Origin of the sequence: Aeromonas sp. 603079 (genome assembly GCF_049172135.1) — a bacterium.
GTDB lineage: Bacteria > Pseudomonadota > Gammaproteobacteria > Enterobacterales > Aeromonadaceae > Aeromonas > Aeromonas veronii.
Genome location: NZ_JAAKPX010000026.1, coordinates 24,042 through 48,017, shown reverse-complemented (window position 1 = coordinate 48,017; position 23,976 = coordinate 24,042). Strand labels below are relative to the sequence as shown.

Annotated in this window: 26 protein-coding genes, 1 tRNA gene and 1 other RNA gene; 21 read left to right on the top strand and 7 right to left on the bottom strand. The window is 57.5% G+C overall.

Annotated elements, in window-relative coordinates; genetic code table 11:
* Positions 1–72 precede the first annotated feature (72 nt).
* Positions 73–2,091: a bifunctional tRNA (5-methylaminomethyl-2-thiouridine)(34)-methyltransferase MnmD/FAD-dependent 5-carboxymethylaminomethyl-2-thiouridine(34) oxidoreductase MnmC gene (gene mnmC, locus G5287_RS17935; RefSeq protein WP_421231657.1), complete on the bottom strand. Its 2,019-nt coding sequence runs from the start codon at positions 2,089–2,091 to the stop codon at positions 73–75.
* Positions 2,092–2,181: 90 nt separating this feature from the next.
* On the opposite strand from mnmC, the gene fabB reads away from it, so the two are divergent.
* On the top strand, positions 2,182–3,393 hold the full coding sequence (gene fabB / locus G5287_RS17930; protein WP_216978860.1) for a beta-ketoacyl-ACP synthase I: 1,212 nt from the start codon (positions 2,182–2,184) through the stop codon (positions 3,391–3,393).
* A 239-nt stretch (positions 3,394–3,632) separates the two neighbouring features.
* Here the strand turns inward: fabB and G5287_RS17925 are convergent, their stop codons facing one another.
* Entirely contained in the window at positions 3,633–5,318 is a 1,686-nt protein-coding gene (locus G5287_RS17925; protein WP_005345980.1) for an aspartate:alanine antiporter, read from the bottom strand.
* A 773-nt stretch (positions 5,319–6,091) separates the two neighbouring features.
* A tRNA-Asn gene (locus tag G5287_RS17920) sits at positions 6,092–6,167 on the bottom strand.
* 133 nt (positions 6,168–6,300) lie between these two features.
* Between G5287_RS17920 and uvrB the strand changes: the two genes are divergently transcribed.
* The 3 genes from uvrB (at position 6,301) to G5287_RS17905 (ending at position 9,394) form a co-directional block, all read left to right on the top strand.
* Positions 6,301–8,313, top strand: a complete 2,013-nt coding sequence (uvrB, locus tag G5287_RS17915) for an excinuclease ABC subunit UvrB (RefSeq protein WP_005336898.1) — start codon at positions 6,301–6,303, stop codon at positions 8,311–8,313.
* Positions 8,310–8,567 carry a YkvA family protein gene (locus G5287_RS17910; RefSeq protein WP_043820318.1) on the top strand — a complete coding sequence of 86 codons (258 nt, stop codon included), beginning with the start codon at positions 8,310–8,312 and terminating at the stop codon, positions 8,565–8,567. Before uvrB ends, G5287_RS17910 begins: the two co-directional genes overlap by 4 nt.
* Positions 8,568–8,746: 179 nt before the next feature.
* A complete protein-coding gene (locus G5287_RS17905) occupies positions 8,747–9,394 on the top strand; it encodes a DedA family protein (protein ID WP_040069761.1) in 648 nt (215 codons plus the stop codon).
* Positions 9,395–9,472: 78 nt separating this feature from the next.
* On the opposite strand, the gene dsbB is transcribed toward G5287_RS17905, so the two are convergent.
* Both dsbB and nhaB read right to left on the bottom strand, forming a co-directional pair.
* Positions 9,473–9,994 carry a disulfide bond formation protein DsbB gene (gene dsbB / locus G5287_RS17900; protein WP_139429851.1) on the bottom strand — a complete coding sequence of 174 codons (522 nt, stop codon included), beginning with the start codon at positions 9,992–9,994 and terminating at the stop codon, positions 9,473–9,475.
* Between the two features lie 98 nt (positions 9,995–10,092).
* On the bottom strand, positions 10,093–11,673 hold the full coding sequence (nhaB, locus tag G5287_RS17895; protein ID WP_421231656.1) for a Na(+)/H(+) antiporter NhaB: 1,581 nt from the start codon (positions 11,671–11,673) through the stop codon (positions 10,093–10,095).
* Between the two features lie 333 nt (positions 11,674–12,006).
* Here nhaB and fadR point away from each other — a divergent pair, with 333 nt between their 5' ends.
* The 5 genes from fadR to G5287_RS17870 all read left to right on the top strand — a co-directional run bounded on the left by fadR (position 12,007) and on the right by G5287_RS17870 (position 15,167).
* Positions 12,007–12,720, top strand: coding sequence for a fatty acid metabolism transcriptional regulator FadR (gene fadR / locus G5287_RS17890; protein WP_026034983.1), 714 nt, complete (start codon positions 12,007–12,009; stop codon positions 12,718–12,720).
* A gap of 265 nt (positions 12,721–12,985) precedes the next feature.
* Complete coding sequence (locus G5287_RS17885) at positions 12,986–13,126, top strand: TIGR02808 family protein (protein WP_005345965.1); 141 nt, start codon at positions 12,986–12,988, stop codon at positions 13,124–13,126.
* A gap of 188 nt (positions 13,127–13,314) precedes the next feature.
* Complete coding sequence (locus G5287_RS17880; RefSeq protein ID WP_421231655.1) at positions 13,315–13,872, top strand: YaeQ family protein; 558 nt, start codon at positions 13,315–13,317, stop codon at positions 13,870–13,872.
* 12 nt (positions 13,873–13,884) lie between these two features.
* Positions 13,885–14,769, top strand: coding sequence for an AEC family transporter (locus tag G5287_RS17875; protein WP_421231654.1), 885 nt, complete (start codon positions 13,885–13,887; stop codon positions 14,767–14,769).
* Positions 14,770–14,993: 224 nt separating this feature from the next.
* A complete protein-coding gene (locus G5287_RS17870; RefSeq protein WP_421231653.1) occupies positions 14,994–15,167 on the top strand; it encodes a hypothetical protein in 174 nt (57 codons plus the stop codon).
* 233 nt (positions 15,168–15,400) lie between these two features.
* On the opposite strand, the gene G5287_RS17865 is transcribed toward G5287_RS17870, so the two are convergent.
* The gene (locus G5287_RS17865; protein WP_421231652.1) at positions 15,401–16,147 is read right to left on the bottom strand and encodes a LexA family transcriptional regulator; all 747 of its coding nucleotides are present in this window, start codon (positions 16,145–16,147) and stop codon (positions 15,401–15,403) included.
* Positions 16,148–16,555: 408 nt separating this feature from the next.
* On the opposite strand from G5287_RS17865, the gene G5287_RS17860 reads away from it, so the two are divergent.
* The 11 genes from G5287_RS17860 to G5287_RS17810 all read left to right on the top strand — a co-directional run bounded on the left by G5287_RS17860 (position 16,556) and on the right by G5287_RS17810 (position 23,132).
* Positions 16,556–18,769: a DNA-binding protein gene (locus tag G5287_RS17860; protein ID WP_421231651.1), complete on the top strand. Its 2,214-nt coding sequence runs from the start codon at positions 16,556–16,558 to the stop codon at positions 18,767–18,769.
* 42 nt (positions 18,770–18,811) lie between these two features.
* Positions 18,812–19,534 carry an AAA family ATPase gene (locus G5287_RS17855; protein ID WP_029300291.1) on the top strand — a complete coding sequence of 241 codons (723 nt, stop codon included), beginning with the start codon at positions 18,812–18,814 and terminating at the stop codon, positions 19,532–19,534.
* A gap of 45 nt (positions 19,535–19,579) precedes the next feature.
* Positions 19,580–20,182 carry a hypothetical protein gene (locus G5287_RS17850; RefSeq protein WP_005353403.1) on the top strand — a complete coding sequence of 201 codons (603 nt, stop codon included), beginning with the start codon at positions 19,580–19,582 and terminating at the stop codon, positions 20,180–20,182.
* Positions 20,166–20,717, top strand: coding sequence for a transcriptional regulator (locus G5287_RS17845; RefSeq protein WP_005353402.1), 552 nt, complete (start codon positions 20,166–20,168; stop codon positions 20,715–20,717). Before G5287_RS17850 ends, G5287_RS17845 begins: the two co-directional genes overlap by 17 nt.
* A gap of 56 nt (positions 20,718–20,773) precedes the next feature.
* Positions 20,774–21,022, top strand: coding sequence for a hypothetical protein (locus G5287_RS17840; protein ID WP_005353401.1), 249 nt, complete (start codon positions 20,774–20,776; stop codon positions 21,020–21,022).
* Positions 21,023–21,041: 19 nt separating this feature from the next.
* Positions 21,042–21,221, top strand: a complete 180-nt coding sequence (locus G5287_RS17835) for a hypothetical protein (protein WP_042084134.1) — start codon at positions 21,042–21,044, stop codon at positions 21,219–21,221.
* 10 nt (positions 21,222–21,231) lie between these two features.
* Positions 21,232–21,852 (top strand): DUF3164 family protein, encoded by a 621-nt coding sequence (locus G5287_RS17830; RefSeq protein ID WP_005345949.1) that lies wholly within the window; start codon positions 21,232–21,234, stop codon positions 21,850–21,852.
* 12 nt (positions 21,853–21,864) lie between these two features.
* A complete protein-coding gene (locus tag G5287_RS17825) occupies positions 21,865–22,059 on the top strand; it encodes a hypothetical protein (protein WP_005345945.1) in 195 nt (64 codons plus the stop codon).
* 6 nt (positions 22,060–22,065) lie between these two features.
* Positions 22,066–22,135: hammerhead ribozyme type II (locus G5287_RS17820), an RNA gene on the top strand.
* Between the two features lie 45 nt (positions 22,136–22,180).
* Positions 22,181–22,438 carry a hypothetical protein gene (locus G5287_RS17815; protein WP_060585863.1) on the top strand — a complete coding sequence of 86 codons (258 nt, stop codon included), beginning with the start codon at positions 22,181–22,183 and terminating at the stop codon, positions 22,436–22,438.
* Positions 22,439–22,679: 241 nt separating this feature from the next.
* Positions 22,680–23,132, top strand: a complete 453-nt coding sequence (locus tag G5287_RS17810; protein ID WP_421231650.1) for a gp16 family protein — start codon at positions 22,680–22,682, stop codon at positions 23,130–23,132.
* 1 nt (position 23,133) lies between these two features.
* Here the strand turns inward: G5287_RS17810 and G5287_RS17805 are convergent, their stop codons facing one another.
* Positions 23,134–23,427: a hypothetical protein gene (locus tag G5287_RS17805; protein ID WP_421231649.1), complete on the bottom strand. Its 294-nt coding sequence runs from the start codon at positions 23,425–23,427 to the stop codon at positions 23,134–23,136.
* 113 nt (positions 23,428–23,540) lie between these two features.
* Between G5287_RS17805 and G5287_RS17800 the strand changes: the two genes are divergently transcribed.
* On the top strand, positions 23,541–23,972 hold the full coding sequence (locus G5287_RS17800) for a Mor transcription activator family protein (RefSeq protein WP_421231648.1): 432 nt from the start codon (positions 23,541–23,543) through the stop codon (positions 23,970–23,972).
* The last annotated feature ends 4 nt before the right edge of the window (positions 23,973–23,976 follow it).

Below are 23,976 nucleotides of genomic sequence, written 5' to 3'. Positions count from 1 at the left end.
CAGCATCGCACGATTTGATAAATAGAATGGCCGCCCGATGAGCGGCCATTCTATTTGTTTGCAGAGTCCGGTTTAGACCAGAGCTTTGCCCTTGAGCAGTTTACGTACCCAATAACGGGCAGGGTGGAGCGCCTCCAGCAGATCGGCAGCCAGCGGCAGGGGATCGCCGCAGATCTCGCTGGCGAGCAGCTCGCCACAGAGCGGCGCCGAGCAGAGACCCCGTGAGCCGAGCGCTCCCAGCACATAGAGGCCGGGGTGAAGAGGCAGCGGCTGGGCGTTGTGCAGATCATGCTGCAGATGCGCATAGTGATCCTCTAGGCCTGCCAATCTGACGATTGACCCCACCACTGGCAGGTGATCCCGACTGGCACAACGCACCCCTACGCGCGCCTCATTGCCGCTCACATCCACTTCGGCGGGCCAGGCTTGCTGTGGCAGGCAGGCTTGCAACCGCGCTTGATTCTGCGCCTGATCCTCGGCACGAAACTCGAGACTGCTCTGGTTGCGGCCATAACTGGCGCCGATGCAGTGCTGCTCGTTGTGCATCGGGGTGAGGTAGCCATCATAACAGAGCACAGTCTTGAGCTGACGCAAGCTGGCCGTGGTCGGCACATGGCTCACCTGACCGCGCACCGGATAGAGCGGTAGCTCGGCAAAGGGGAGCAGCGCGGGCAACTGGTGACCGGCGGCGACCACCAGATTGGGGGCCTGCCAGTGGCGGCCGTCCTGGCTCTCTATGTGCCAAGCATCTGTCTGCTCGGCAATGGCAACCACCTCGGTGTTGAACACCACCTCAAGCAGGCCGCTGGCTTGCGCCTCATTCAGGGCGGCTCGGGTGAGATCGGCCGGACAGAGCCAGCCTCCCAGCGGGTAACTGACGCCGCTGTGGCCACAGAGCAGGCCAACCACCTGCTCTACCTCCGCTGTAGAGAGGGGATACATCAGTTCGGGGGGGAAGGGGCCTTGGCTCATTTTCGCCAGCTTGGCTGCCGATTTGTCGTCATAACCGAGCTGGGTTACCCCGCACAGTGCAAAAGCGATGGGATGATGCGCGGCCAACGCCAGTAGCCGTTGGCGGGCATAGCCAAAAGCGAGCGAATAGAAGCGTGACAGGGCATCGTGCTCGCCGTTAAGCAGTGGATAGAGGGCACCCTGGCGGTTGCCCGAGGCGCCGGTGGCCGGTTCGTCATCTGCACACAGCAACGTCACCTTGCGACTCCGCTCCACCAGAGAGAGCGCCGTCATGGCCGAGGCGATGCCGCCGCCGATGATCACCACCTCGCCAGCGCGTCCGGCAGGACGGGCATACCAGGGGGCGATGGTCTGCTGCGGCTGCTTGTCGGTGCGATCCCCCACCAGCATCTCCCGCTTGCTACCGTGGCCCTTCACTTTCTTCATGGCAAAACCGGCGGCAATCAGGCCGCGACGGACAAAACCGGCACAGGTAAAGGTGGCGATGGAGCAATCGGGACGGGCGAGGCGAGCGAGACCATCAAACAGCTCCTGTGTCCACATCTCCGGGTTTTTGGCAGGGGAGAAACCATCCAGATACCAGGCATCCACCAGCCCCTCTGCCCGGTGAGGCACTTGCGGCAGCATATCCTTGATGTCGCCAAACCAGAGATCGAGGCGAATGCGGCCACCCGTAAAATGCAGGCGGTGGCAACCGGAAACCGGCAGTGGCCACTGGGCGACAAGATCCTGGCTCAAGTGGCCAAGTTCAGGCCAGGCGGCCAGCGCCTTGCGCAGATCGTCTTGGGTCAGGGGGTATTTCTCGAAACTGATGAAGTGCAGACGGGAGCCGTTACCGGATTGGGGCGCCTGTTCCAGGAAGGCTTGCATTGTCGCCAGAAAGTTAAGACCTGTGCCGAAACCTGTTTCACCTATCACGAAACTGTCACTATCGTGGTGCGAAAATCGCGCAGGTAGCCGGTTTTGCTGCAAAAAGACGTAGCGGGTTTCACTTAGACCGTTATCATTGGAAAAGTACACATCCCCGAAGTCACTGGAGACAGGAGTTCCCGCTTCATTCCAGTCCAATCGGGCATGATGTAAGGATGTTTGACTCACGTTTTCCTCGGCTCGCGTCACAAAATCGCGGGCATTCTACGTGAAAGCAGACCAGTTTGGCAGCCGAAAGCGGGTAGACTTGGCGCCAGTTTTTCCAGACGAGATGAATTAATGAGAAGAGCAGTGATCACCGGTATCGGCGTCATCTCCAGTATCGGCAACAACAAGGAAGAAGTGCTGGCCTCCCTGAAAGCAGGTAAATCCGGCATCACCTATTCCGAGCAGTTCGAGCAGCACAATCTGCGCAGCCGTGTCTGGGGTAACATCAAACTCGATCCGTCTGAACTGATCGACCGTAAAGTCATGCGTTTCATGGGCGACGCTGCGGCCTACGCCTATCTCTCCATGCAGCAGGCCATTGAAGATGCCGGTCTGGCGGAAGATCAGGTCTCCAACGAGCGTACCGGCCTGGTGGTCGGTTCAGGTGGTGCCTCCGGCAAGAACACTTCGGAATCTGTGGACATCGCCCGCGAGAAAGGGGTCAAGCGTGTGGGCCCTTACATGGTGCCGCGCACTATGTCCTCCACAACCTCTGCTTGCCTGGCGACCCCGTTCCAGATCAAGGGTGTCAATTACTCCATCAGTTCAGCTTGCGCCACCTCTGCTCACTGCATCGGTCACGCGCTTGAGCTGATCCAGCTTGGCAAACAGGATGTGGTCTTCGCCGGTGGCGGTGAAGAGCTGGACTGGTCCTCTACCATCCAGTTTGACGCCATGGGGGCCCTCTCCACCAAGTACAACGACATGCCGGAAAAAGCCTCCCGTACCTATGATGCGAATCGCGATGGTTTCGTTATCTCCGGTGGCGGCGGCATCCTAGTGATCGAAGAGCTGGAACATGCGCTGGCCCGTGGCGCTCACATCTATGCCGAGCTGACCGGTTACGGTGCTACCTCCGATGGATATGACATGGTCGCGCCGAGCGGTGAAGGCGCGGTGCGTTGCATGAAGATGGCGATGCAGGGTGTGGGCAAGGTTGATTACATCAACACCCACGGTACCTCCACTCCGGTGGGTGATACCAAAGAGCTGGAAGCTATCCAGACTCTGTTTGGTGCCAACGGTCCCAAGATCTCTGCCACCAAGGCGATGACCGGCCATGCGCTGGGCGCTGCGGGCGTGCACGAGGCTGTCTACTCACTGCTGATGATGGAGCACGGCTTTATCGCTCCCAGCATCAACATCGAGACTCTGGACGAGAAGGCCGAAGGTCTGCCCATCGTGCGCGAGTACGAAGAGGCCGAGCTCAACACCGTCATGTCCAACAGCTTCGGCTTTGGCGGTACCAACGCCTCCCTGGTGTTCAGCAAGTTCAAAGCATGATTATCCGGTTGATATGAAAAAAGCGCCTCAGGGCGCTTTTTTTGTTTCCGTGATCTGCCATCACTCATTGCAGAGCAGAGCGTCAACCATTGTAGGATAGGGGGCAGAGTTCAGCGCTGATGGTTGGTGTCAGGTGAGATCACACCAATAAGCCTGCTTCGCATCTTGGGAGAAAGGCAGATAGCAAGAAGGGAGCCTGAGGCTCCCTTCTTTGTTAGCGGTAATTTGATGGTTACTGGTTAGAACCAGAAGCCGATAATAAAGGAGCCTGCCAGCGTCAGCATCACGTTGGCCACCGCATAGGTACCTGCGTAGCCAAGCGCCGGAATGGAGCTGTTGGCGGCCTCGTTGACCACATCCATGGCGGGGGCGCAGGTACGGGCACCAGTGATGGCGCCGAGCAGCAGCGCCGGGTTCATTTTCAATACCCAGACCCCGAACAGATAACCGACAAGCACCGGCAGGGTAGTGACCAACATGCCGGAGAAGAGCACTACGGCACCCACTTCGCTCAGGTGATCCAGAATGCCGCCACCCGCCTTGAGGCCGGTGCTCACCATAAAGACCGCAAGACCGAGATCCTTGGCCAGTCGCAGGGCTCCGGGCGGTACGTAACCCACGGTGGGGTGGTTGGCCCGCAGATACCCCATCAGAATACCAGCCAACAGCAGACCGACGGCGTTGCCGAGGCCAAATTCAATCTGGCCGAACACAAGCGAGACGGAGCCGATCAGCAAGCCGAGCACGAAGAAGGTGGTGAAAGCCACTAGATCTGTGGTCTGGCTGTGGATACTGATAAAGCCGATCTTGTTGGCCAGCAGTTTGACCCGCTGTTTCTCGCCGCTGATCTGCAGCACATCGCCTTTTTGCAACATGATGTTGCGATCGAACGGCATCTCGATTTGGGAGCGTACCACCCGGTTGAGGAAGCACCCTTTCTCGGTGAGGTTGAGCTCCACCAGATGGCGGCCGACCACGGCGTCGTTTTTCACCACTATCTCTTCGGTGACGATCTGCAGGTCGAGCAGGTTGCGATCAAATACCTCTTTACCGTTGCGGTAGTTGACGTCCAGTTTCTCGTGGCTCTCGGGATAGCCCACCAGGGCGATCTCGTCCCCTTCTTGAATGACGGCATCCCCATCGGGACTGGCGAGAATGCCGTTGCGGCGGATCCGCTCCACATAGCAGCCGGTGTGGGGATAGATGCCTGTTTCACGCAGGGTACGGCCGCCAATCCAGGCTGCCAGCTCGGGGCCAACCCGATAGGCGCGAATGATGGGCAGATAGGTCTTGCGACTGTCGCTGTCGGAGAGGCCCCGCTCACGGGCGATTTTTTGCGCTTCGGTATTGAGATCGAGTCGTGCCAGTGACGGGAGATAGCGCACCACCAGCATCAGACCAACCAGACCCACCAGATAGGTCAGGGCGTAGCCGATGCCCATGTTGTCGAGTACCGCCTGCATATCGGTTTGATGGGGCAGGTTGAGCAGACCACTGCGCAGGGCATCCTGTGCACCCACCAGCGCCGGGGTCGATGTGAGGGAACCCGCCAGGATCCCCGCCGCCATGCCCGGCCCCAGATTGAAGAACTTGGCCAGCCCCACTGTCAGCAGCAGAGCTGTCAGCAAGATCACCAGAGTCAGGGTGATGTAGTGGATGCCATCGCGCAGGAAGACGCTGAAGAAGTGGGGGCCCGCCTCAATCCCCACACAGAAGATGAAGAGCATAAAGCCGACGTTTTCTGTGGTGGCAGTAAACTCGAAGCCCATCTGGCCAAACAGCAGGGCGGTAAACAGCACACCTATGGTGTTGCCAATCTGGAAGTTGCCAATCCGCACTTTGCCAAGCAGCAGGCCGAAGGCCAATACCACGAAGAGCAGCAGGGAGTCGCTTTGATGCAGCAGTGTCACAAAATCTATAGTCATGCCCGGAAAAACCGAGGAAAAAAGTGGGGCCGATATTGTGCCGTATCTATCACTAATAAAGAAGCATAAGGGGGGATTAATCGGAAGTTATCGGACGCTATTTAATGAGCAGGCGGCGGGATAAGGGGAGCATCGGAAAAAAGCAGGTGATTTTTGCTCTCCTTCCCGTTGTCAATTAGTGAAACATGCTGGTTGCAGCCGGGCTTGCACTGTCATGGGTGAGATTTTAGATTCTGCTGTCTAGCGCTTCGCCACAGAGCGGTTTCAGCAGATTCAACCTGGGGATCTCTTGGTCGTAAAAGAGTCAAATGACGAGATACTAGCGTCATTCCCATATGGGGAAAGGGCTGGCAAAAAGATATCTCCGGAAAGTGCCAATAGAGCCTGTTAATCAACAGTTACAGAGGGTGGGACAAAACAGAATAAAATCAGGTTAGCCTGTAAAATGGTCTCCTGTTGCAGGGGATAACAGGCAATCCCGCGTCCTGACAGGGCTTGCTGCACTTACCCACAGAATCTGTGGATAACCCTGTTTATGAAACTTGTTCATCGCCCTGAAAGCCGCGCCAGTACTGGGATGCAAGGGCTGTTCAAAAAATACCGGAAGAAAAATGTTTGTATAAAAATCAAATAGTTAGATGCGACAGGAGAAAACTCTGTCGAGCCGGGACGGGTAACAAAAGGGAGCGTCAGCAGCAAGAAGGATCTTGTGCATTAAAATTGGCAGGAGAGGGCACTAAAGTGGATAACTTGCACCGAGATGGTGAGGAATTTGGCTCCCCCGACTGGACTTGAACCAGTGACATACGGATTAACAGTCCGCCGTTCTACCGACTGAACTACGGGGGAACATCAGGCAAGGAGGAGCATTATACAGAAGGTGTACTGGGTGGTCAAGCCATTCGCGGGATGATGGCACGGGTGTACCGCTGCCAAACCCTCGGTTACACTGCTCCTCTGCTGTTTTGTGTCGGGAGTGTTCATGAGCAAATTGTTCAAGTTAGCCAGCCAGTTTCAACCCGCCGGGGATCAGCCCACGGCGATTGCCCAACTGCTGGATGGCATCGAGTCGGGGCTGGCCCATCAGACCCTGCTCGGGGTGACCGGTTCGGGCAAGACCTTCACCATGGCCAACGTCATCGCCACCCTGAACCGCCCGACCATGATCCTGGCTCCCAACAAGACCCTGGCCGCCCAGCTCTATGGTGAAATGAAGGAGTTCTTCCCCGACAACGCGGTGGAGTATTTCGTCTCCTACTACGACTATTACCAGCCCGAAGCCTATGTGCCGACCACCGACACCTTTATAGAGAAGGATGCCTCCATCAACGATCACATCGAGCAGATGCGATTGTCGGCCACCAAGGCGTTGCTGGAGCGGCGCGATGTGGTGATCGTTGCTTCGGTGTCGGCCATCTATGGTCTGGGGGATCCCCAAGCTTATCTGAGCATGATGTTGCATCTCAAAGTGGGGGATGTGATCAACCAGCGGGATATCCTGCGTCGCCTCGCAGAGCTGCAGTACACCCGCAACGACATGGCGTTCCAGCGCGGCACCTTCCGGGTGCGGGGGGAGGTGATCGACATCTACCCCGCCGAATCTGACAAGCTGGCGCTGCGGGTAGAGCTGTTTGATGAAGAGGTGGAGCGCCTCTCCCAGTTCGATCCCCTGACCGGCGCTATCGAGCAGACGGTTGTGCGCTACACCATCTACCCCAAGACCCACTACGCCACCCCGCGCGAGACCATTCTCGGCGCCATCGAGCATATCAAGGAGGAGCTGCGCAGTCGCCGCGAGCAGCTGTTGTCCCTAAACAAGCTGGTGGAAGAGCAGCGCATCAGCCAGCGCACCCAGTTCGACATGGAGATGATGCAGGAGCTGGGTTACTGCTCCGGCATCGAGAACTACAGCCGCTATCTCTCCGGCCGTGCGCCGGGGGAGCCGCCGCCCACCCTGTTTGACTACCTGCCAGGGGATGGCCTGCTCATCATCGATGAGTCCCACGTCACGGTGCCGCAGATTGGCGCCATGTTCAAAGGGGACCGCTCCCGCAAGGAGACCCTGGTGGAGTACGGCTTCCGGCTCCCCTCGGCGCTGGACAACCGGCCGCTCAAGTTCGACGAATTTGAAGCGCTGATGCCGCAGACTGTGTTTGTTTCGGCGACTCCCGGCCCCTACGAGCTGGAGAAGTCCGGCGGCGATGTGGTGCAGCAGGTGGTGCGCCCTACCGGCCTGCTCGATCCGGAGATCGAGGTGCGTCCGGTGACCACTCAGGTGGACGATCTCCTTTCCGAGATCCGCAAGCGGGTCGCCGTCGAGGAGCGGGTGCTGGTTACTACCCTGACCAAGCGGATGGCGGAAGACTTGACCGAGTATCTGGCGGAGCACGACGTCAAGGTGCGCTACCTCCACTCCGACATTGATACGGTCGAGCGGGTGGAGATAATTCGCGATCTGCGCCTCGGCAAGTTCGATGTGCTGGTGGGCATCAACCTGCTGCGGGAAGGTCTCGACATGCCGGAAGTGTCGCTGGTGGCAATTCTCGATGCAGATAAAGAGGGCTTCCTGCGCTCCACCCGCTCGCTGATCCAGACCATCGGCCGGGCGGCGCGTAACCTCAACGGCAAGGTCATTCTCTACGGCGATACCATCACCAACTCGATGAAGGTCGCCATTGAGGAGACCGAGCGGCGCCGCGCCTTGCAGCATGCCCATAACCTCAAGCATGGCATCACCCCCAAAGGGCTCAACAAATCCATTGGCGATGTGATGGACATGGGAGGCAGCCGCACGGCAGGCAAACCTGGCAAGGGGATGCGCAAGGCGGCCGAGCCGCAAGGGGAGTACCATGTTCGCTCTGCCAGCGAGATTGCCAAAGAGATCAAACGGATGGAGGAGCAGATGTTCCAACATGCCCGTGATCTGGAGTTCGAACAGGCGGCGGCACTACGGGATCAGATCCAGCAGTTGCGCAGCGAGTTGATCGAATCATGAGCCGTAAACGCTGGCTGATTTGGCAACGACTTCGTCGTCTCTATCAGGGCTTTCGCCATCCCGGTACCCCCTGGTGGGCGAGGGGCCTGGTGATCCTTATCCTGCTCTATGGCATTAGTCCGGTGGATCTTATCCCCGACGTGGTGCCCTTGCTGGGTTGGTTCGATGATGTGACCCTGCTGCTGGTGTTGCTATGGGGTTGGGAGCGTTGTCTTCCCCCTGCAGTGCGCAGCGAGCTGGAACAGGCCTCCTAGTTCACCTTTTCAACACCACGCTCGACATCACTCTTTGTGTTCCCACCCTCGACGGAAGCGGAAAAACGGTTTCATTTGAAGGTGGGCGCTGCGGGATGAAAAAGAGGCAGGCCCGGTGATTGTCGCCCGGATGGCATTGGCGTAGACTCCACGCCGTTCACTTTATGGGTATGGAAAAAATGGATCTGATCCTCTTTGCAATCGACTTTATTCTGCACGTAGACGTGCATTTGAAAGAGCTGTTCGAGAACTATGGCGTCTGGGTTTACGCCATCCTGTTTCTGATCATCTTCTGTGAAACCGGGCTGGTAGTGACGCCGTTCCTGCCAGGCGACTCCCTGCTGTTTGCTGCCGGAGCGCTGACCGTGGGTAGCGTGCTGGACGTCCATACCCTGGCGGCCGTGCTGATCATCGCTGCCGTGCTGGGCAACGTGGTCAACTACACCATCGGCCACTTCTTCGGCGAGCAGCTGTTCCGCAACCCGGACTCTAAAATCTTCCGCCGCGACTATCTGGAGAAGACCCACGCCTTCTATGCCAAGCATGGTGGCAAAACCATCATCATCACCCGCTTCCTGCCTATCGTGCGTACCTTTGCGCCGTTCGTGGCAGGGATGGGGGCCATGACCTATCCGCGCTTCCTGGCGTTCAACCTGGTTGGCGGTCTGCTGTGGGTACTCTCCTTCGTCTATGCCGGCCACTTCTTTGGCAATCTGCCGGTGGTGCGTCACAACTTTACCCTGCTGATCTTCGGCATCATTGGTATCTCCCTGTTGCCCATGGTAATTGGCGCGGTCAAGGCCAAGATGAGCACTGCCAGGGCGTAACCAGAAATACGGTCAGCCAGAACGAGAAGGGGGAGCCATCATGGCTCCCCCCTTTTTATCTCCACACGGGCATGACACTCAGTTGCAGCAGCGCCCTTTCACCAGATTGCCGATGGCCACCACGGTGAAGACCAGCAGGTAAGCGGCGAAGATGACGACCAGCCACTGGGGCATGGAGTAACCGAGGAACTGCCAGGTGATCTGGGCACAATCCCCTTCCGGCATAAAGAGCCAGGGGAGCCACTGATCGAGCGGAGCCCAGCTCGGGAAGTCGGCAAACGGGCTGCAGACGTTGAACGGGGAGGGGTTAACCTGATAGTCCACATGCTTGAGGGCCAGCTGGAAGCCGCGGAAGGCACTGTAGCCCCACAGCAACATGGCACTCCAGCGAACATACCACTTATCCGGCGCCACCATGCCGAGCAGACCGGCGGCCAGCACACCCAGGGTCGCCAACCGTTCGTAAACGCACATCACGCACGGGGAGAGGCCCAGCACATGCTGGAAGAAGAGGGCGCACAACTCGAGGAACAGGGCTGATGCTGCCAACAGACCCCAGGCCAGCCGATGGGCGGCGATACGGCGGAGAAACTCGATCATCTCATTGATCTCTCAGAAAAAACAGTGGCTGAATTAGAGCAGAGCGGGGCAGAAAAGAAAAGGGCCCTGAAAGGGCCCTCGGAAACCGTCGCAATGGATTAATGCAGCGCTGGCTGTACCGCTGGCAGCGCACTCTCCATCACCAGCCATCCGTGCTGATAGAACCATTCGGTGGCAGGGCCAAGCAGCAATTCGACAGAGAAAAAGCCGACCAGCCCCAGCACCAATGTGTAGGGTAGCGCCATCCAGACCATGCGGCCATAGGAGAGGCGCAGCAGCGGCGCCAATGCCGAGGTGAGCATAAACAGGAAGGCGGCCTGACCATTGGGGGTGGCGACCGATGGCAGGTTGGTACCTGTGTTGATGGCTACCGCCAGCAGATCGAACTGGGCGCGGTCAATGGCGCCATTGAGCAGGGCAGTCTTGACTTCGTTGATGTAGACGGTTCCGACAAAGACGTTGTCACTGACCATGGAGAGCACCCCATTGGCCAGATAGAAGAGAGCCAGCTGGTTCTCCGGCTTGGCAGCCAGTACCAGCTGGATCACCGGCTTGAACAGCTGCTGATCGATGATGACGGCGACCACGCTGAAGAAGACCGCCAGCAGGGCGGTGAAGGGGAGTGCCTCCTGGAAGGCTTTACCCAGCGAGTGCTCCTCGGTGATCCCGGTCAGGGAGGTGGCCAGCACGATGACCGAGAGGCCAATCAGACCAACGGCTGCCAGGTGCATGGCCAGACCGACGATCAGCCAGACCGCAATCAATGCCTGAACGATCAGCTTGGCCTTGTCTTGCGGGCTGCGTTTTGCCTCTTCGTAGCGGTTGTACTCCTCCATGATGGCGCGCACTGTGTCCGGCAAGCGGGCGCCATAGCCAAACCAGCGAAACTGCTCCACCAACACGCAGGTCAGCAGACCGCAGATAAAGACGGGGACGGTCACGGGGGACATGCGAATGGCAAATTCGGCGAAGTTCCAGCTGGCTTGCTCGCCGATGATGAGGTTTTGCGGCTCGCCCACCAGGGTGCAGACACCGCCCAACGCGGTCCCGATAGCGGCATGCATCATCAGGCTGCGGAGGAAGGCGCGAAAATCATCGAGATCCTGGCGATTGCGCTCAGCCACTTCCTTATCGTCGGTATGGTCATGGCTGTGACCAAACTCCTTGCCGGAAGAGACCTTGTGATAGATGGCATAGAAACCGGTGGCAACGCTGATCACCACGGCAATGACCGTCAGTGCATCGAGAAAAGCTGACAGGAAGGCGGAGACCAGACAGAAGGAGAGGGAGAGCAGGATCTTGGAGCGAACGCCGATCAGCAGCTTGGTGAAGACATAAAGCAGCAACTGCTTCATGAAATAGATGCCTGCCACCATGAACACCAGCAGCAGCAGCACTTCGATATTGGCGACCAGCTCGTGCTTGACCTGATCGGCGGAGGTCATGCCGATCAACACGGCTTCGATCGCGAGCAGGCCACCCGGTTGCAGGGGGTAGCACTTGAGGGCCATGGCCAGGGTGAAGATAAACTCAACGACCAGTAACCAGCCCGCAATGAAAGGATCAAGGTAGAAAGCGACCGGATTGATCGCCAGAAATAGCAAGATGGCGCTTTTATACCACTGTGGTGCATTGCCCAAGAAGTTCTTGGCGAATGCCTGCCCTAGGCTTATTGGCATGATAATGGGTCTCAACTTTGTTGTTAGGATCTGCTTCTATGCAGTCAAGGATGATTCGACCTGTGCCTCCGGATGTTGGCCTTTATCTGTCTGATTCCTCGTGATTTTAATCAAAAAGCGTGACGATTATAAATGATAGCCGATGGATCTCTGCCCATGTGTCTGTTTTATAACCACCTTGTCGGGGTTGGCTGGCTCCCCTGCGGCGATTAGATACATATTCCCAACACTATATTTGCCATATGTGAGCAGAGGACTGACCTTATGCTTGCCAGCCATCATCGCTTTGATATCATTCGTCAGCCTTTTTACGCATTACAACAGAGTCAATTCATGGTTATAAAAGCGCAGAGCCCAGCTGGGTTTGCCGAGGAATACATCATCGAGTCCATCTGGAACAATCGCTTTCCTCCCGGATCTATTCTGCCCGCCGAGCGTGAATTATCCGAGTTGATCGGGGTGACCCGGACTACCTTGCGCGAAGTGCTGCAGCGACTGGCCCGTGATGGCTGGTTGACCATACAGCATGGCAAGCCGACCAAGGTGAACAATTTCTGGGAAACCTCCGGCCTCAATATTCTGGAGACGTTGGCTCGTCTGGATCAGGACAAGGTACCTGATCTGATAGCTCAGCTGCTCTCCGCCCGTACCCATATCTGCACCATCTTTATCCGCGGGGCGATCCGTCACAATCCGGAACAGGCCGCCGAGATCCTGCGTGGCGCCGATGGGGTCGAGAACAACGCCCAGGCTTATGCCGAGTTCGATTATCGCCTGCACCACCAGCTGGCGTTTGCTTCCGGCAATCCGATCTACGCTTTGATCCTGAACGGTTTCAAAGGGTTGTACAGCCGGGTCGGCAGCTACTACTTCTCCGACAAGCAGGCTCGCGAGACCGCAGATGCCTACTACAAGACCCTGCTCAATCTGGCGGAGACCAAGAACCACGAAGCGGTGTTCATGACGGTGCGTCAGTACGGTATCGAGTCCGGCAAGCTGTGGACACGCCTGCGTCAGGACATGCCAAGCGATCTGTGCGACAACTGATCCCTTGCCTGTGCTGTCCAAGAAACGCGCCATCCGGCGCGTTTTTTTATTCTGCCGTGTTTGTGTCTATGCTTGATTGGCGGTGGTAATTGCTTGAACTGCATGGATATTTGGCCAAAAAGCTTGATCCAGCGCAAATGAACCCTGCATTTATCACTTTGGTGGCATAGGACCCAACCGCTGATTGAGGTCAAATGGAGGCATCAAGAGCGGAGCCAATATCCGCCAGAAGGAACACACCTTTCACCGGATGAAGGACACAACAATGAGTCTTCTTGAACACACCATCTGGACAGTACTGGGATATGGGGCCATGCCCTTTATCTTTCTGAGCGGATTCGTGGCGGTGGCAGTGACCTGTTGCATGCTGCTGAACGCGTTCGGGGTACAGTCCGCCGAGAAGTGAGTCGCTTCTCCATGCCGCCAAATGCCAGTCTTCGGACTGGCATTTGTTTTTTGTGTCTTTTAAAGCACTTATCCCGGCAGGGAAGGGGAAATCTTTGGTCAGGATGGTCGAACCTGCCGCCGATTTTGATTACACTGGCGCCCGTATTTCCCACTCACCCTTCTCTTATCAGGTGTTCAAGGTTTTCTATGGCTCTCAAGGCAACCGTATTCAAGGCCCAGATCAGTTTGTCTGATATGGATCGCAATCTGTATCAGGACTTCTCCCTCACGCTGGCGCGCCACCCCTCCGAAACCGATGAGCGGATGATGATCCGGCTGGCGGCCTTTGCCTGGCACGCTGCCGAGCGACTTGAATTCACCAAGGGATTGAGCGCCGATGATGAACCCGAGCTCTGGTGCAAGAACTACTCGGACGAAATAGAGCTCTGGATCGAGCTGGGCCAACCCGATGAAAAACGGCTGAAAAAAGCCTGCAACCGCGCCCGTCAGGTGGTGCTCTATCTCTACGGTGGTCGTGGTACAGCCGTCTGGTGGAAGCAGAACCAGGGCAAGCTGAGCCAGCATGACAACCTCAGCATCATCGAACTCTCCGACAGCCAGACTCTGCCGCTCACCGCCATGGTCGAGCGCACCATGCAGCTCACCTGCACTATCTCCGATGGTCAGCTCTGGGTCAGTAACGGCGTGCTGGAAGTGACGCTGGATCCGGTGGTGCTGATGGGCAAACCGGCCCGCGAACTGTAACGGACGCCGCCCATGTTCAGCGCCTTGCTCAATATCGTCATCCCGGTGTTCGGTGTGGTCGGGCTCGGTACACTCTACGGGCGATTGCGACCGGGGGCCGCGCTCGGTTACGTCAATCGGGCCAATATCGAGCTGTTTACCCCGGTGCTGGTCTTCTCCGCGCTGGTCAAGTATCCGCTGGCGCTGGCGGAGCATCTGCCGCTGATTGCGGCGGGGGCGCTGGTTATTCTGTTACCCGGTCTGCTGCTCGCGCTGCTCAAACTCAAAGGGATTGAGCGGGCAGCGCTGATCTTGCCCGCCATGTTCCGAAATACCGGCAATCTTGGTATCCCCTTGATGGTGCTGGCGTTTGGCGAGCAGCAACTGGGGGCCATCGTGATCCTCTTTGTGCTCTCCAATCTGCTGCACTTTTCGGTCGGCATGTTTATCCTCTCGGCCAATACCTCCCGCTGGTTGTGGCTGCACAGCCCTGTGTTATGGGCCGCGCTGGCCGGTTTGCTGGTGGCCAACCTGCACATTACGCTGCCGGAATATGTGGTGACCACGGCCTCGCTGCTCGGCCAGATCTCGGTGCCCCTGATGCTCTTTGCGCTGGGCATTCGCCTGATGGAGGGAGAGCTCGATCACCTTGGCCTCGCGCTCAAGTGCAACCTGCTCTATCTGCTGGCGGGGGGATTGTCGCTGCTGCTGGCGATCTGGCTGTTGCCGCTCAAGACGGAGTGGATCCCGCTGTTGATCTTGTCGGTTTCCTTGCCCCCTGCGGTCTTGAATTACATGCTCTGCGAGCAGTATCACTGCCAGCCGGACAAGGTGGCCAGTATCGTGCTCGGCGGCAATGCCCTCTCTGTGCTGGTGATCCCGCTGGCAGTCTGGCTGGCACTTCATCTGCCCGGCTAAGCCAGATTGAATCGCTGCGGCGGTGCGACTCATTGGTCAATTGCTTGATCGAACCGAGTCACAGTAGTTCGCATCTAATCCATGCGATTTCTGTCCAACATTGCCTCCGTGATACATCTGTCGTCCCCGTATCCGGCCCCTGAGCCCCGAGCCTAAGGGTGACAGCTATAGTATGAAAAAGAGCTGACTGACACTGTTCAACCAATGCCAGTGAGGGAAACCGGATGAGCACAAGTGAGCAATCTGATCCTGTGGGGCAGGCAAAATCGCGCTATGACCCGGCATTGCCTACCGGTTATGACTGGCGCAGACACCGCCGTTTTATCCTCAGTGGTGGTGGTTACAAGGCAGAATGCAGCCGTCGCAACTGGTTTCTTGTAACCCACCACCAAGAATGAAAAACCGGGAGCTGGTGAAAACAAGTGGGAGATGGCGGGACAAACTCAGGAATGGCGGGGCTTGTGGCGTGATGCGGTTAAACCAAGCCGTTTAACCGCAAAATGAAAAGTTGGTTCGCTCAGCCGATTGGGATGCGCTGAAAATGAAAAACAGGCTGACAGCCTGTTTTTTCTTTTGTGTGACAGTAGGTGTCTTAAATCCGGGTTTAAGCGACTGTCTGTAGCACCACCAGTTAAAAAAAGTCGTGCCCTGCCCAGACTACCTTGCCGATCACGGCCAGGTTCTCCAGCTGGTTGGCTGGAACGACCTGCAGGGGGTAATCATCGCGGTTGTCGCTGATGATGGTGATCCCGCCATCGAAGTTTTTCTGCAGGCGCTTGGCGTAGAGCTCTTCCCCCAGGCGCAACACGAAGATGGATCCGTCTTCGATCTGATTCTTGCTGATATCGACCAGGATAGAGTCACCAGAGTGGATGGTGGGCTCCATGCTGTCGCCTTTGGCGAAGACCACCACCAGGTTATCCGGGGTTAACTTGCGAAACGTGAGCCACTTGCGGCGGAAGGCCAGCTTGCGTTTAACCTCATGATCATCATTAAACGCACCATGGCCGGTACTGACGGTGACATGGTAGCCATCGATCAGCGCGTACTCCTCGTCAAACTCTTCACGTTGCACCATCTGCTCGGCCGTTCCATCCGGGTGTTTCGGGCCCTGACCGGTGGCCAGCCACTCCAGATTCACATTGAACGTCCGCGCGATGCGCAGCGCCTTGTCGATGGTGGGCAGCGAATTAAACGGAGGGAAGTATTTGCGCATCCCCGACTCACTCATTCCCACCAGTTCGGCAAATGCCTTGTAGCTCAGGCTACCGCGCAGCTCATCCAGACGGTCACTCAAAGTATCCATTCCCGCCGTCAGAAAAGATACCTCACCGTCTTTTTGTGCTGCTTGTGGTTTTTCTTCATAACGCTCTGACATACAAGGAATTCTCGGCTAGTGGCTGATGCTGGTGAGTCGATAGACAAAAAATTCCGCACAAAAAGACTTGTCAATCTTTTTGGGGTGATCAATCATTCATATGTGACGCATTGCGACATAAAATCATTCTTTTATGAATGATAAAGATACGCACTGCGACACTTGATGATACCGAAACGGGGTGAGTATGTCAGGGAAAACACCAGAGTGGATCAGGGCTGAGCTCATAAAATGCGGATATTCCCAAGCTGCTTGGGCCCGCGCTAAAGGGTTGCACCCCCGAGCCGTACAGCGTTGCATCAAACACTATGCTCCGGCCAGAGGGATTAGCCCCAAGCGTCGGGAAAGCCGCGCCATCATGGCCCTGCTGTCCGAGTCGCTGGGGATCGACCTGCTGGGAGGTGACCAATGAGCACTTGGTACACCGCCCAGGCGCTGGCCGGATTGGTCGGCATGCCCGCTTACCCCGATGGTGTGCGCAAAAAGGCCGAGCGTGAAGAGTGGCAAAGCCGCAAGCGCGAGAAAGGCAAAGGGGCCGAATACCACATTGGCTCACTGCCGATTGAAACCCGCCGTTATCTGGCAGAACAAGCTGTGGCCGCACAAGGCCATGCGGTGACCGACCATGCGGCGGGTGGCAAGGCCATGGCCAAGTTGCTGGCACGCGAGGTGCCGGTCAAACCGGAGGCAGGCCGCAAATTGCTGACTTTGGGGGAGGGGGCTCGCCAGAAGGTCGATGCCAGACTGCTCATCCTGCAGGCCGCCGATATCTTCCTGGCCCCCTATCACGCCTGCCAGCAAGGGGAGGTGGGTCGCCGCGCCTTTATCGAGGCATACCGTGCCCGCACTCTCGCCCTGCCTGTCAGCGTTTATGAAAGGCAAAAACCATTCAGCCTGATCACCCTGCGCCGCTGGCAAAGTGCGCTGGCGGATGAAGGCCCCGCAGCCCTGGCTGGCAACTATCAGCGGGAGCGGCCATCAACCGTCGAACAGAGCCCGGATCTGGCCCAGTTTCTCACCGCCCTAGTCACCACCAAGCCCCATCTGGCCAACAAGTGGGGGGCGCTGCACGAACTGGCCAGCCAATACAGCGAAATGAATCAGCTGGGATGGCAGATCCCCAGCCAATCCTCCTTGCGTCGTTGGATGGTGAAATGGTTGGCAGAGAACAAGGTGGCCTTTACCTACACCACCAACCCGGATGCCTACAACAACAAATACCGCAGCGCGATCGAGGAGATGTACCCCTGGATGGCCCAGCCCAACGACGTCTGGGAGTTCGATAGCACCCCGGTCGATGCCATGTTGGTGGATGGCCGTCACAGTATCATCGCCGTGATCGACGTGTATACCCGTCGCGTTCGTTTGCTGGTGGCCAAGAGCTCATCGAGCGAAGGGATCTGCTTGCTGCTGCGCAAGACCCTGCTGGCCTGGGGCACGCTCAACGATAACGGCGTGATGCGCACCGATAACGGCTCTGACTACGTGAGCCAGCGGGTCATGTCCATCTGCACTCTGCTTGGTATGAACGTCAGCCGCTCCAACGCCTACTCGGGCTGGGAGAAACCCCATATCGAGCGCTTTTTCCGCACCCTGAGCCACGGCCTGATCGAGCTGTTGCCCTCCTATATCGGCCACTGCGTGGCAGACCGTCAGGTGATCGAGGCGCGCAAGAGCTTTGCCCAGCGGCTGGAGGAGAAGCGCAAACCGGATGCGCAAAAAGAGATTTACGAGCTGGCCATGACGGCCGCCGAACTGCAAACCCTGCTCGATAACTGGCTCGATGCCCGTTACCACAACCGCAAGCACAGTGCCCTCGGGGTCAGCCCCAATGAAAAGTATCAGCTGGCCCGTTATCAGCGCCGTGCCATTCCCGATGAAGCTGCGCTGGATCTGCTGCTCAACCATATCGGCGAGGCGACCGTCTCCAAAGGTTTTATCAAGGCCGGTGGCCTCAAATACAGCGCCCCCGAACTGTTGGAGCACAACTGGAAGAGCCAGCGGGTCAGCGTCTTTCTCGATCCGTGCGATGTGGGCCGCGCCATTTTGTACCGCACCGGCGATTGGAACGAGCGGATCGAGGCCATCAACATCGACCTGCTGGGCAATGGCATCAGTCCCGATGCCTTCCGGGCGGCCAAAAAAGCCGATGCCAAGGCGTTGGCCAGCTTTCGCCGCGAGATGCGCAACCTTGCCAAGACCTTTGGCATCGACCAGCTCCATCAGGATGTGGTGCGCCACTTCGTCGATCAGGCCAAGGGTATTGAAGCGTTCAGTCGGCGCGATCTCACCCTCGATAACCCGGCATTGGCCGCGCTCACCGGGGTCTCAACGCCCGCTGAGCCCGCCCGTTTCAATGCGGCAGAACTGGCCGCCATAGAAGCCAGACGAGAAGCGAAAGCGCAGCGGGCGCAAGCCACCGCAGGGCAGGAATCGAGAGCACTCAAGACCGAGTACGAGCAAGCCATCTATCTGGCAGAGCGGGAGCTGGATACCCCGCTGACAGAGCGGGAGAAGGAGTGGCTGACCCGATACCTCTACAGCCACAAGCTGATGGCAAAACGCATTAACCGCCATCTGGATGAAGTTCGGGCTACCCGCTGCACCCAGGCAAAAGGTTAGCGAGTAGCCCGAAAAGGCCCAAAAACAAAGGACAAACCCACTATGAAACACAAGATCGTTGAAGTCAAAAACATGATCAAGACCGAGCAGCTGCTCGACAACTTGCTCAACCGCTCCAGCATCGTGCCGGGCATTGGTCTGATCCATGGCCCCTCCGGCTTTGGCAAGACCACCGCCGTGGAATGGCTGTTCAACCAGGACGAAGTGAACGGCATCTATGTCCGCTGCTACAAGGCCGACACGGTGACCAGCCTGCTGGAACAGATTGCCAAAGAGATCGGCATTCCCCAGCGCCACAACCTGCGTGCTCAGGTCGATAGCATCATCGAATCTGTACGCGCCGAAGAGCTGGCCATCTTCGTGGACGAGGCCGATTACGTGGTCGGCAATGCCCGCATCATGGAGACCCTGCGCGATATCTACGATGCCACCGAACAACCCCTGATCCTGGTCGGGATGGAAGAGATTGCCCGCCGCATCAGCCAGCGCAAGCAACTGTTTAACCGCATCTCCCAGTGGATCGAATTCAAACCGGCCGATCTCGATGATGTGTCCCTGATTGCCAGTGAAATGCTGGAGGTGGACGTGGAGATCGACGATGCACTACTGGATCTGATCCGCAAGCGTTCCAACGGTGTGGTGCGCACCATCGTTTCGGCCCTCGACAAGATTGAAAAAATGGCGATGGCCTCTGATGCCCGGATTATCCGGCTGGAGGACGTTGACGCCAGCGAGCTGCTCCATGACGTGCGTCGCAGCCGCTAGCCGTCAGGCTACAGCCAATAAAAACAAAGCGCGGGAGGGATTCCAGTGGTTGATACAAAAGCAACGCTAATGACGTTGCAAGCCTGGGAATGGATGTGCCAGCAAGAGACGTTTCTGATCAAGGACGTGATCGCCGTGACGGGAATGTCGGAGGCACATATCTACAAGGTCGTGCGTGACTGGTTGGCCGCTGGCCACCTCATTAAACACCCGGACGGCGTGGTATCCCGCCCGGCCTATTTCAAAGTGGTTAGCGCCCAATACGTGCCACCGATTGGCAAAAGCAGTGGCCAGAAGCGGCCTAAATGCCGGAACAAGCGCAAAACCAATCAACAGAAAATGTGGAACACCATGAAGATCAGCCGCTTCTTCACCCTGACAGACCTGATGCTGACGGCAGAGACGGGTCAGAAACAAGCCTGGTTTTACACCGATAGGTTGGTGAAAGCCGGTTACGTCAAAGTGCTGTTCAAAGTTGACAGTTTGCTGCCTGTGCCCGCCAGACACGGCCTGACAGGACGTTATCAGCTGGTCAGGGATACAGGCCGTTACGCCCCGCTGTGTCGTGACCATGGTTGCTGGGATCAAAACCAGCAGCAGTTATACCCGTTCCAACGGGAGGAGGAGACACATGGAAACGTGGCTTGAGGTGTTGCAGGCCGAAGTGGCTGCCAGCTCGCTGGCCCAGGTGGCCGAGAAGCTCGGGCTCTCTCGCACCACCATCAGCCAGGTCTGCAACGAAAAGTATCCCGGCGATATGGCAAGGGTACAGACCCTGGTGGAAGGGGCCCTCATGGGCAACAAGGTGAGGTGCCCCATCCTGGGGGATATCCCGGCGCATCAGTGTCTCGCTCACCAGCGCCGAGGCCCGAGCGAAGTGGGCAGCAGTCCGATGGATATCAAGCTCTGGAAGGCATGCCGCAGCGGTTGCCCCCATAGCCAGCTGACCGAGGCGCAGCAACTGCGTCGCCCGATGCGGTTATCTGTAGAGCAGGGCAAAGGGGCGCAGAAAACGGCTCGCTATGACGCCGAGGCAACCCTCTCCAGATTGCGCCGACAGGCCAAAAGCGATGGCGACAATGCCAGCAGCAGCCTGCGCATTCTAAGTGAATTGCTGGCCGAAGAGCTGAAAATCATGGCCATCAAATACAACCGACTGCTCGACAAGCAAGAAGGCAAATAAGGGTTGGCGGGGCTCTTTCGCGGTGGGCCCGGTGACGAGATCACAAGGAGAACGGGATGAAAAAGCATCTGCACAGCAATTTGCAAAAGACCGCCGAGCAACTCAGCCACTGGCTGACGGCCAAGGGATATGACGTTCGCACCAGTCGGGTTTGCCATACCCCGCTGCTGGCGGTCACCGGGCCACTGCCCAAAGAGATGCAAGCGCGCGCCGTGTTGAGCCGTGAATGTCTGGCGGGCGTGGTGCGCGAAGTCGCCCTGGTGCGCTTTGGCGGCTGCCTGCTGCACTGGCGCCAAGAATCCTGAAACCGGCAAGGGGGATGAGATGAGCAAGATCCAGCTTGATATAGAAGACGAGGCGCTGGCGCGGGTGGTGCTGCGCCAGTTACCCAAGTTTCTCGAATTCTGCAGCGCGACCCATCAGGAGGAGCTGGCGAGCGCGACAGCAGAGCAGTACAGCGCCGTGATGTGCCCTCCGGTGCCCGGCAGCAACAAGATCCATTAAGGAGAAGCCCATGCAAGAAGCACAAACCGCCAGTACCACCCCGATGCGCCAGAACGCTCAGGGGCACTGGGTACCGGAAAACCTGATCGCCCCGGCAGACAAGCTGCGCGACGAAGTGGTGCTGGCCATTATCGCGGCAGCTCGCGAGCAACGCGCACAGCTGGCCGCCTTCAAGATTGGCGCCATGCAGCAGATCGCCGATTTTGTGGATCTCTCCGCCGAGCAGTATGGCGTGGCGTGGGGCGGTACCAAGGGCAACGTGACCCTGCTCAGTTTTGATGGTCGTTACAAGCTGATTCGGGCAGTGGGGGAGCACCGCAAATTTGATGAACGGATCCAGGCCGCCAAAGCGCTGATAGACCAGTGCATCGAACGCTGGAGCGATGGCGCCAGCAGCGAGATCCGCGCTCTGGTAGACCATGCCTTTCGGGTATCCAAGAGCGGTCATATCGATGTGAACCAGGTGCTCTCCCTTCGTCAGCTCAATATCGATGACCCGGATTGGCTGCTGGCCATGCAAGCTGCTGTCGATGCCATCCAGGTGACCGGCACCAGCCAATATCTGCGGCTCTACGAGCGTGACGCTCACGGGCGTTACATCCAGATGAGCCTGGATCTGGCCAAGGTATAGGGAGGAGGCGTGATGGAAATCAACGTAGAAAAAGCCGAAGAGCAGCTGCTGCTCTGTGAGCAGATCACCGAAACCGAGGGCACCTGCTACCCCGACGACACCTATGAGGATGGCATCAAGGCCGCCTTGCTCTGGGCGCTGGGGCTAGGGCCTGCGCCCCTCAATGCCGAGGAGTATCAAGGTGTGACGCCACTGCAGTTCGAGTAATGGCCGATGCGAAACAGGGCGGCGCTGCCGCCCTGTCTACCCGGTGTGGTGGCCGGGTACTGATGAGCAACCAAACGATCTGGGCCCAGGTCTTCACCGTCTTGATACAAGGAGCACGGCGATGACCAAAACAGAGATGGATATTCGGCTTACCAAGATATTCAGCAGCGCAGCCATTGCACTGGTGGCTGCTGAGAAACGGGCTGTGTGCAAACAGCTCAAACAGTTTGATAAAGAGGCGCGCGCCCGTGGTTTTCATGCGCTGGCTGGAGAAGCCTGCCAGATGCGCTGGCAACTGGTGGCCGAACTGCAGCAGGCCAAATCGGCCAGAGATGGTGGTGGGGTACACGAAACCGGGGATCGCCATGGCCATCTATAGCCCCCTGCTGGCCCCCCATATTCTGGCTCGCCGCCTGCAAAGCGGTCGGGCCTGCATCACCGAACTGGGGCTGGAGCAGCGCTGCCCCCGTTGTGGCTAGTTCTGGCCATGGGATACCGAGTTTTTCGGTGTGGCGAGCGATGCCACCCGGCTCTCCAGCTGGTGTCGGGGGTGCCTCAATGAGCACTACCAACAGCTGAGAGTGGCCGGGCGGCACTATGACAGTAAGGCGGAACGGTAAATGGACAAGCGCAACAGATTGATCCGGCTGGTACAGGTGGGGCGCCGTGTGTTGGCGCTCGATGACGAGTGTTACCGCGACCTGTTGGCCAGCCATACAGGCAAGCGTAGCGCCGCCCTGTTGAACGAACAGGAGCTGGAACAGGTGCTGGCTGCCTTCAAAGCGGCGGGCTTTATTCCCAAGCCTGCTCGCAATGCAGCCAACAGACGGTTGAGTCCAGCGGCAGGTAGTCACATCAGGGTCAATGAAATTGCCAAGATCAGGGCCATCTGGTGTGAGATGGCTCGTCTTGGCATCGTCAGGGATGGTTCGGAAACCGCATTAAACCACTGGGTGCAACGGATGACGGCCCGTTTAAACTGTGGGGTAGGGGTGGCCGAGGTGGGCTGGCTGGATGCGCCTCTGGCCGTCAAAGTGCTGGAGGCGCTGAAAAAGTGGAACAGCCGTATCTGAGTTAATCAGGAATTCGTCCTGCTTTTTCTAGTCGAGCCATTGTGGCACTTACTCCCTTGGCCACAATAATCAAGCCAGCTACTACTGAGGGGGCCCATAGAATCACCAATACGTCACTCATACCTGCGAATATCGAAGCCTGCACAGGCTGTTTGCTGACTTGTATCCCAGCAAAAATGAACAGTACAAGGGCAATCATACAGGCGAGAGTCGCTGGCCATAAGGCATGAGGGTCTCGTTGCAGTTTTACATCGAGATCAAGTAACCACTCTTTAACGCGCTCGCTCCATCTCATTCGTCTCAATCTCCCTTTGATAACGAGGGACTCAGTATGCGCTAAAAAATGTGCGCATAAAATAGCCTGTGTTCTAATCGGCGCACCGCTTTTTCTGTTTTGCTGGGGGAGTCATGGAACAGAATCAGGATCTCTTTGCCGATGATCACGTCTCACTGGGGCAGCTGGTCGATCGCCTCGACCAGATCCCTGCCTCTGAACTGACGGCCAAATGGCCCAAAGCCCTGAGCGAGCTGGTGGATGTGCTGGCCTGCGAGTTGGTCAGAGGAGGGATGGCACAAGAACAGGCCAAGGCTCAGGCCCGCAAGTTGGCGCTGGTACAGGCCCATTATATGGGGGGGCGTGCCTACTACATTCCCACCGGAGAGCATCTCAAGGCTGCGTTACGGGATCGGGCTATTTGGGATGAGTTCAATGGACGTAATATTGAATTTATTTCTCGTAAGTATAAACTTTCAGTGCCGCAAATATATTCAATTTTAGCAAGGCAGCGAGCAATAAACAAAAAAACAATTCAGGTAGATTTTTTTGATAGTAGTGGCTAGTGTT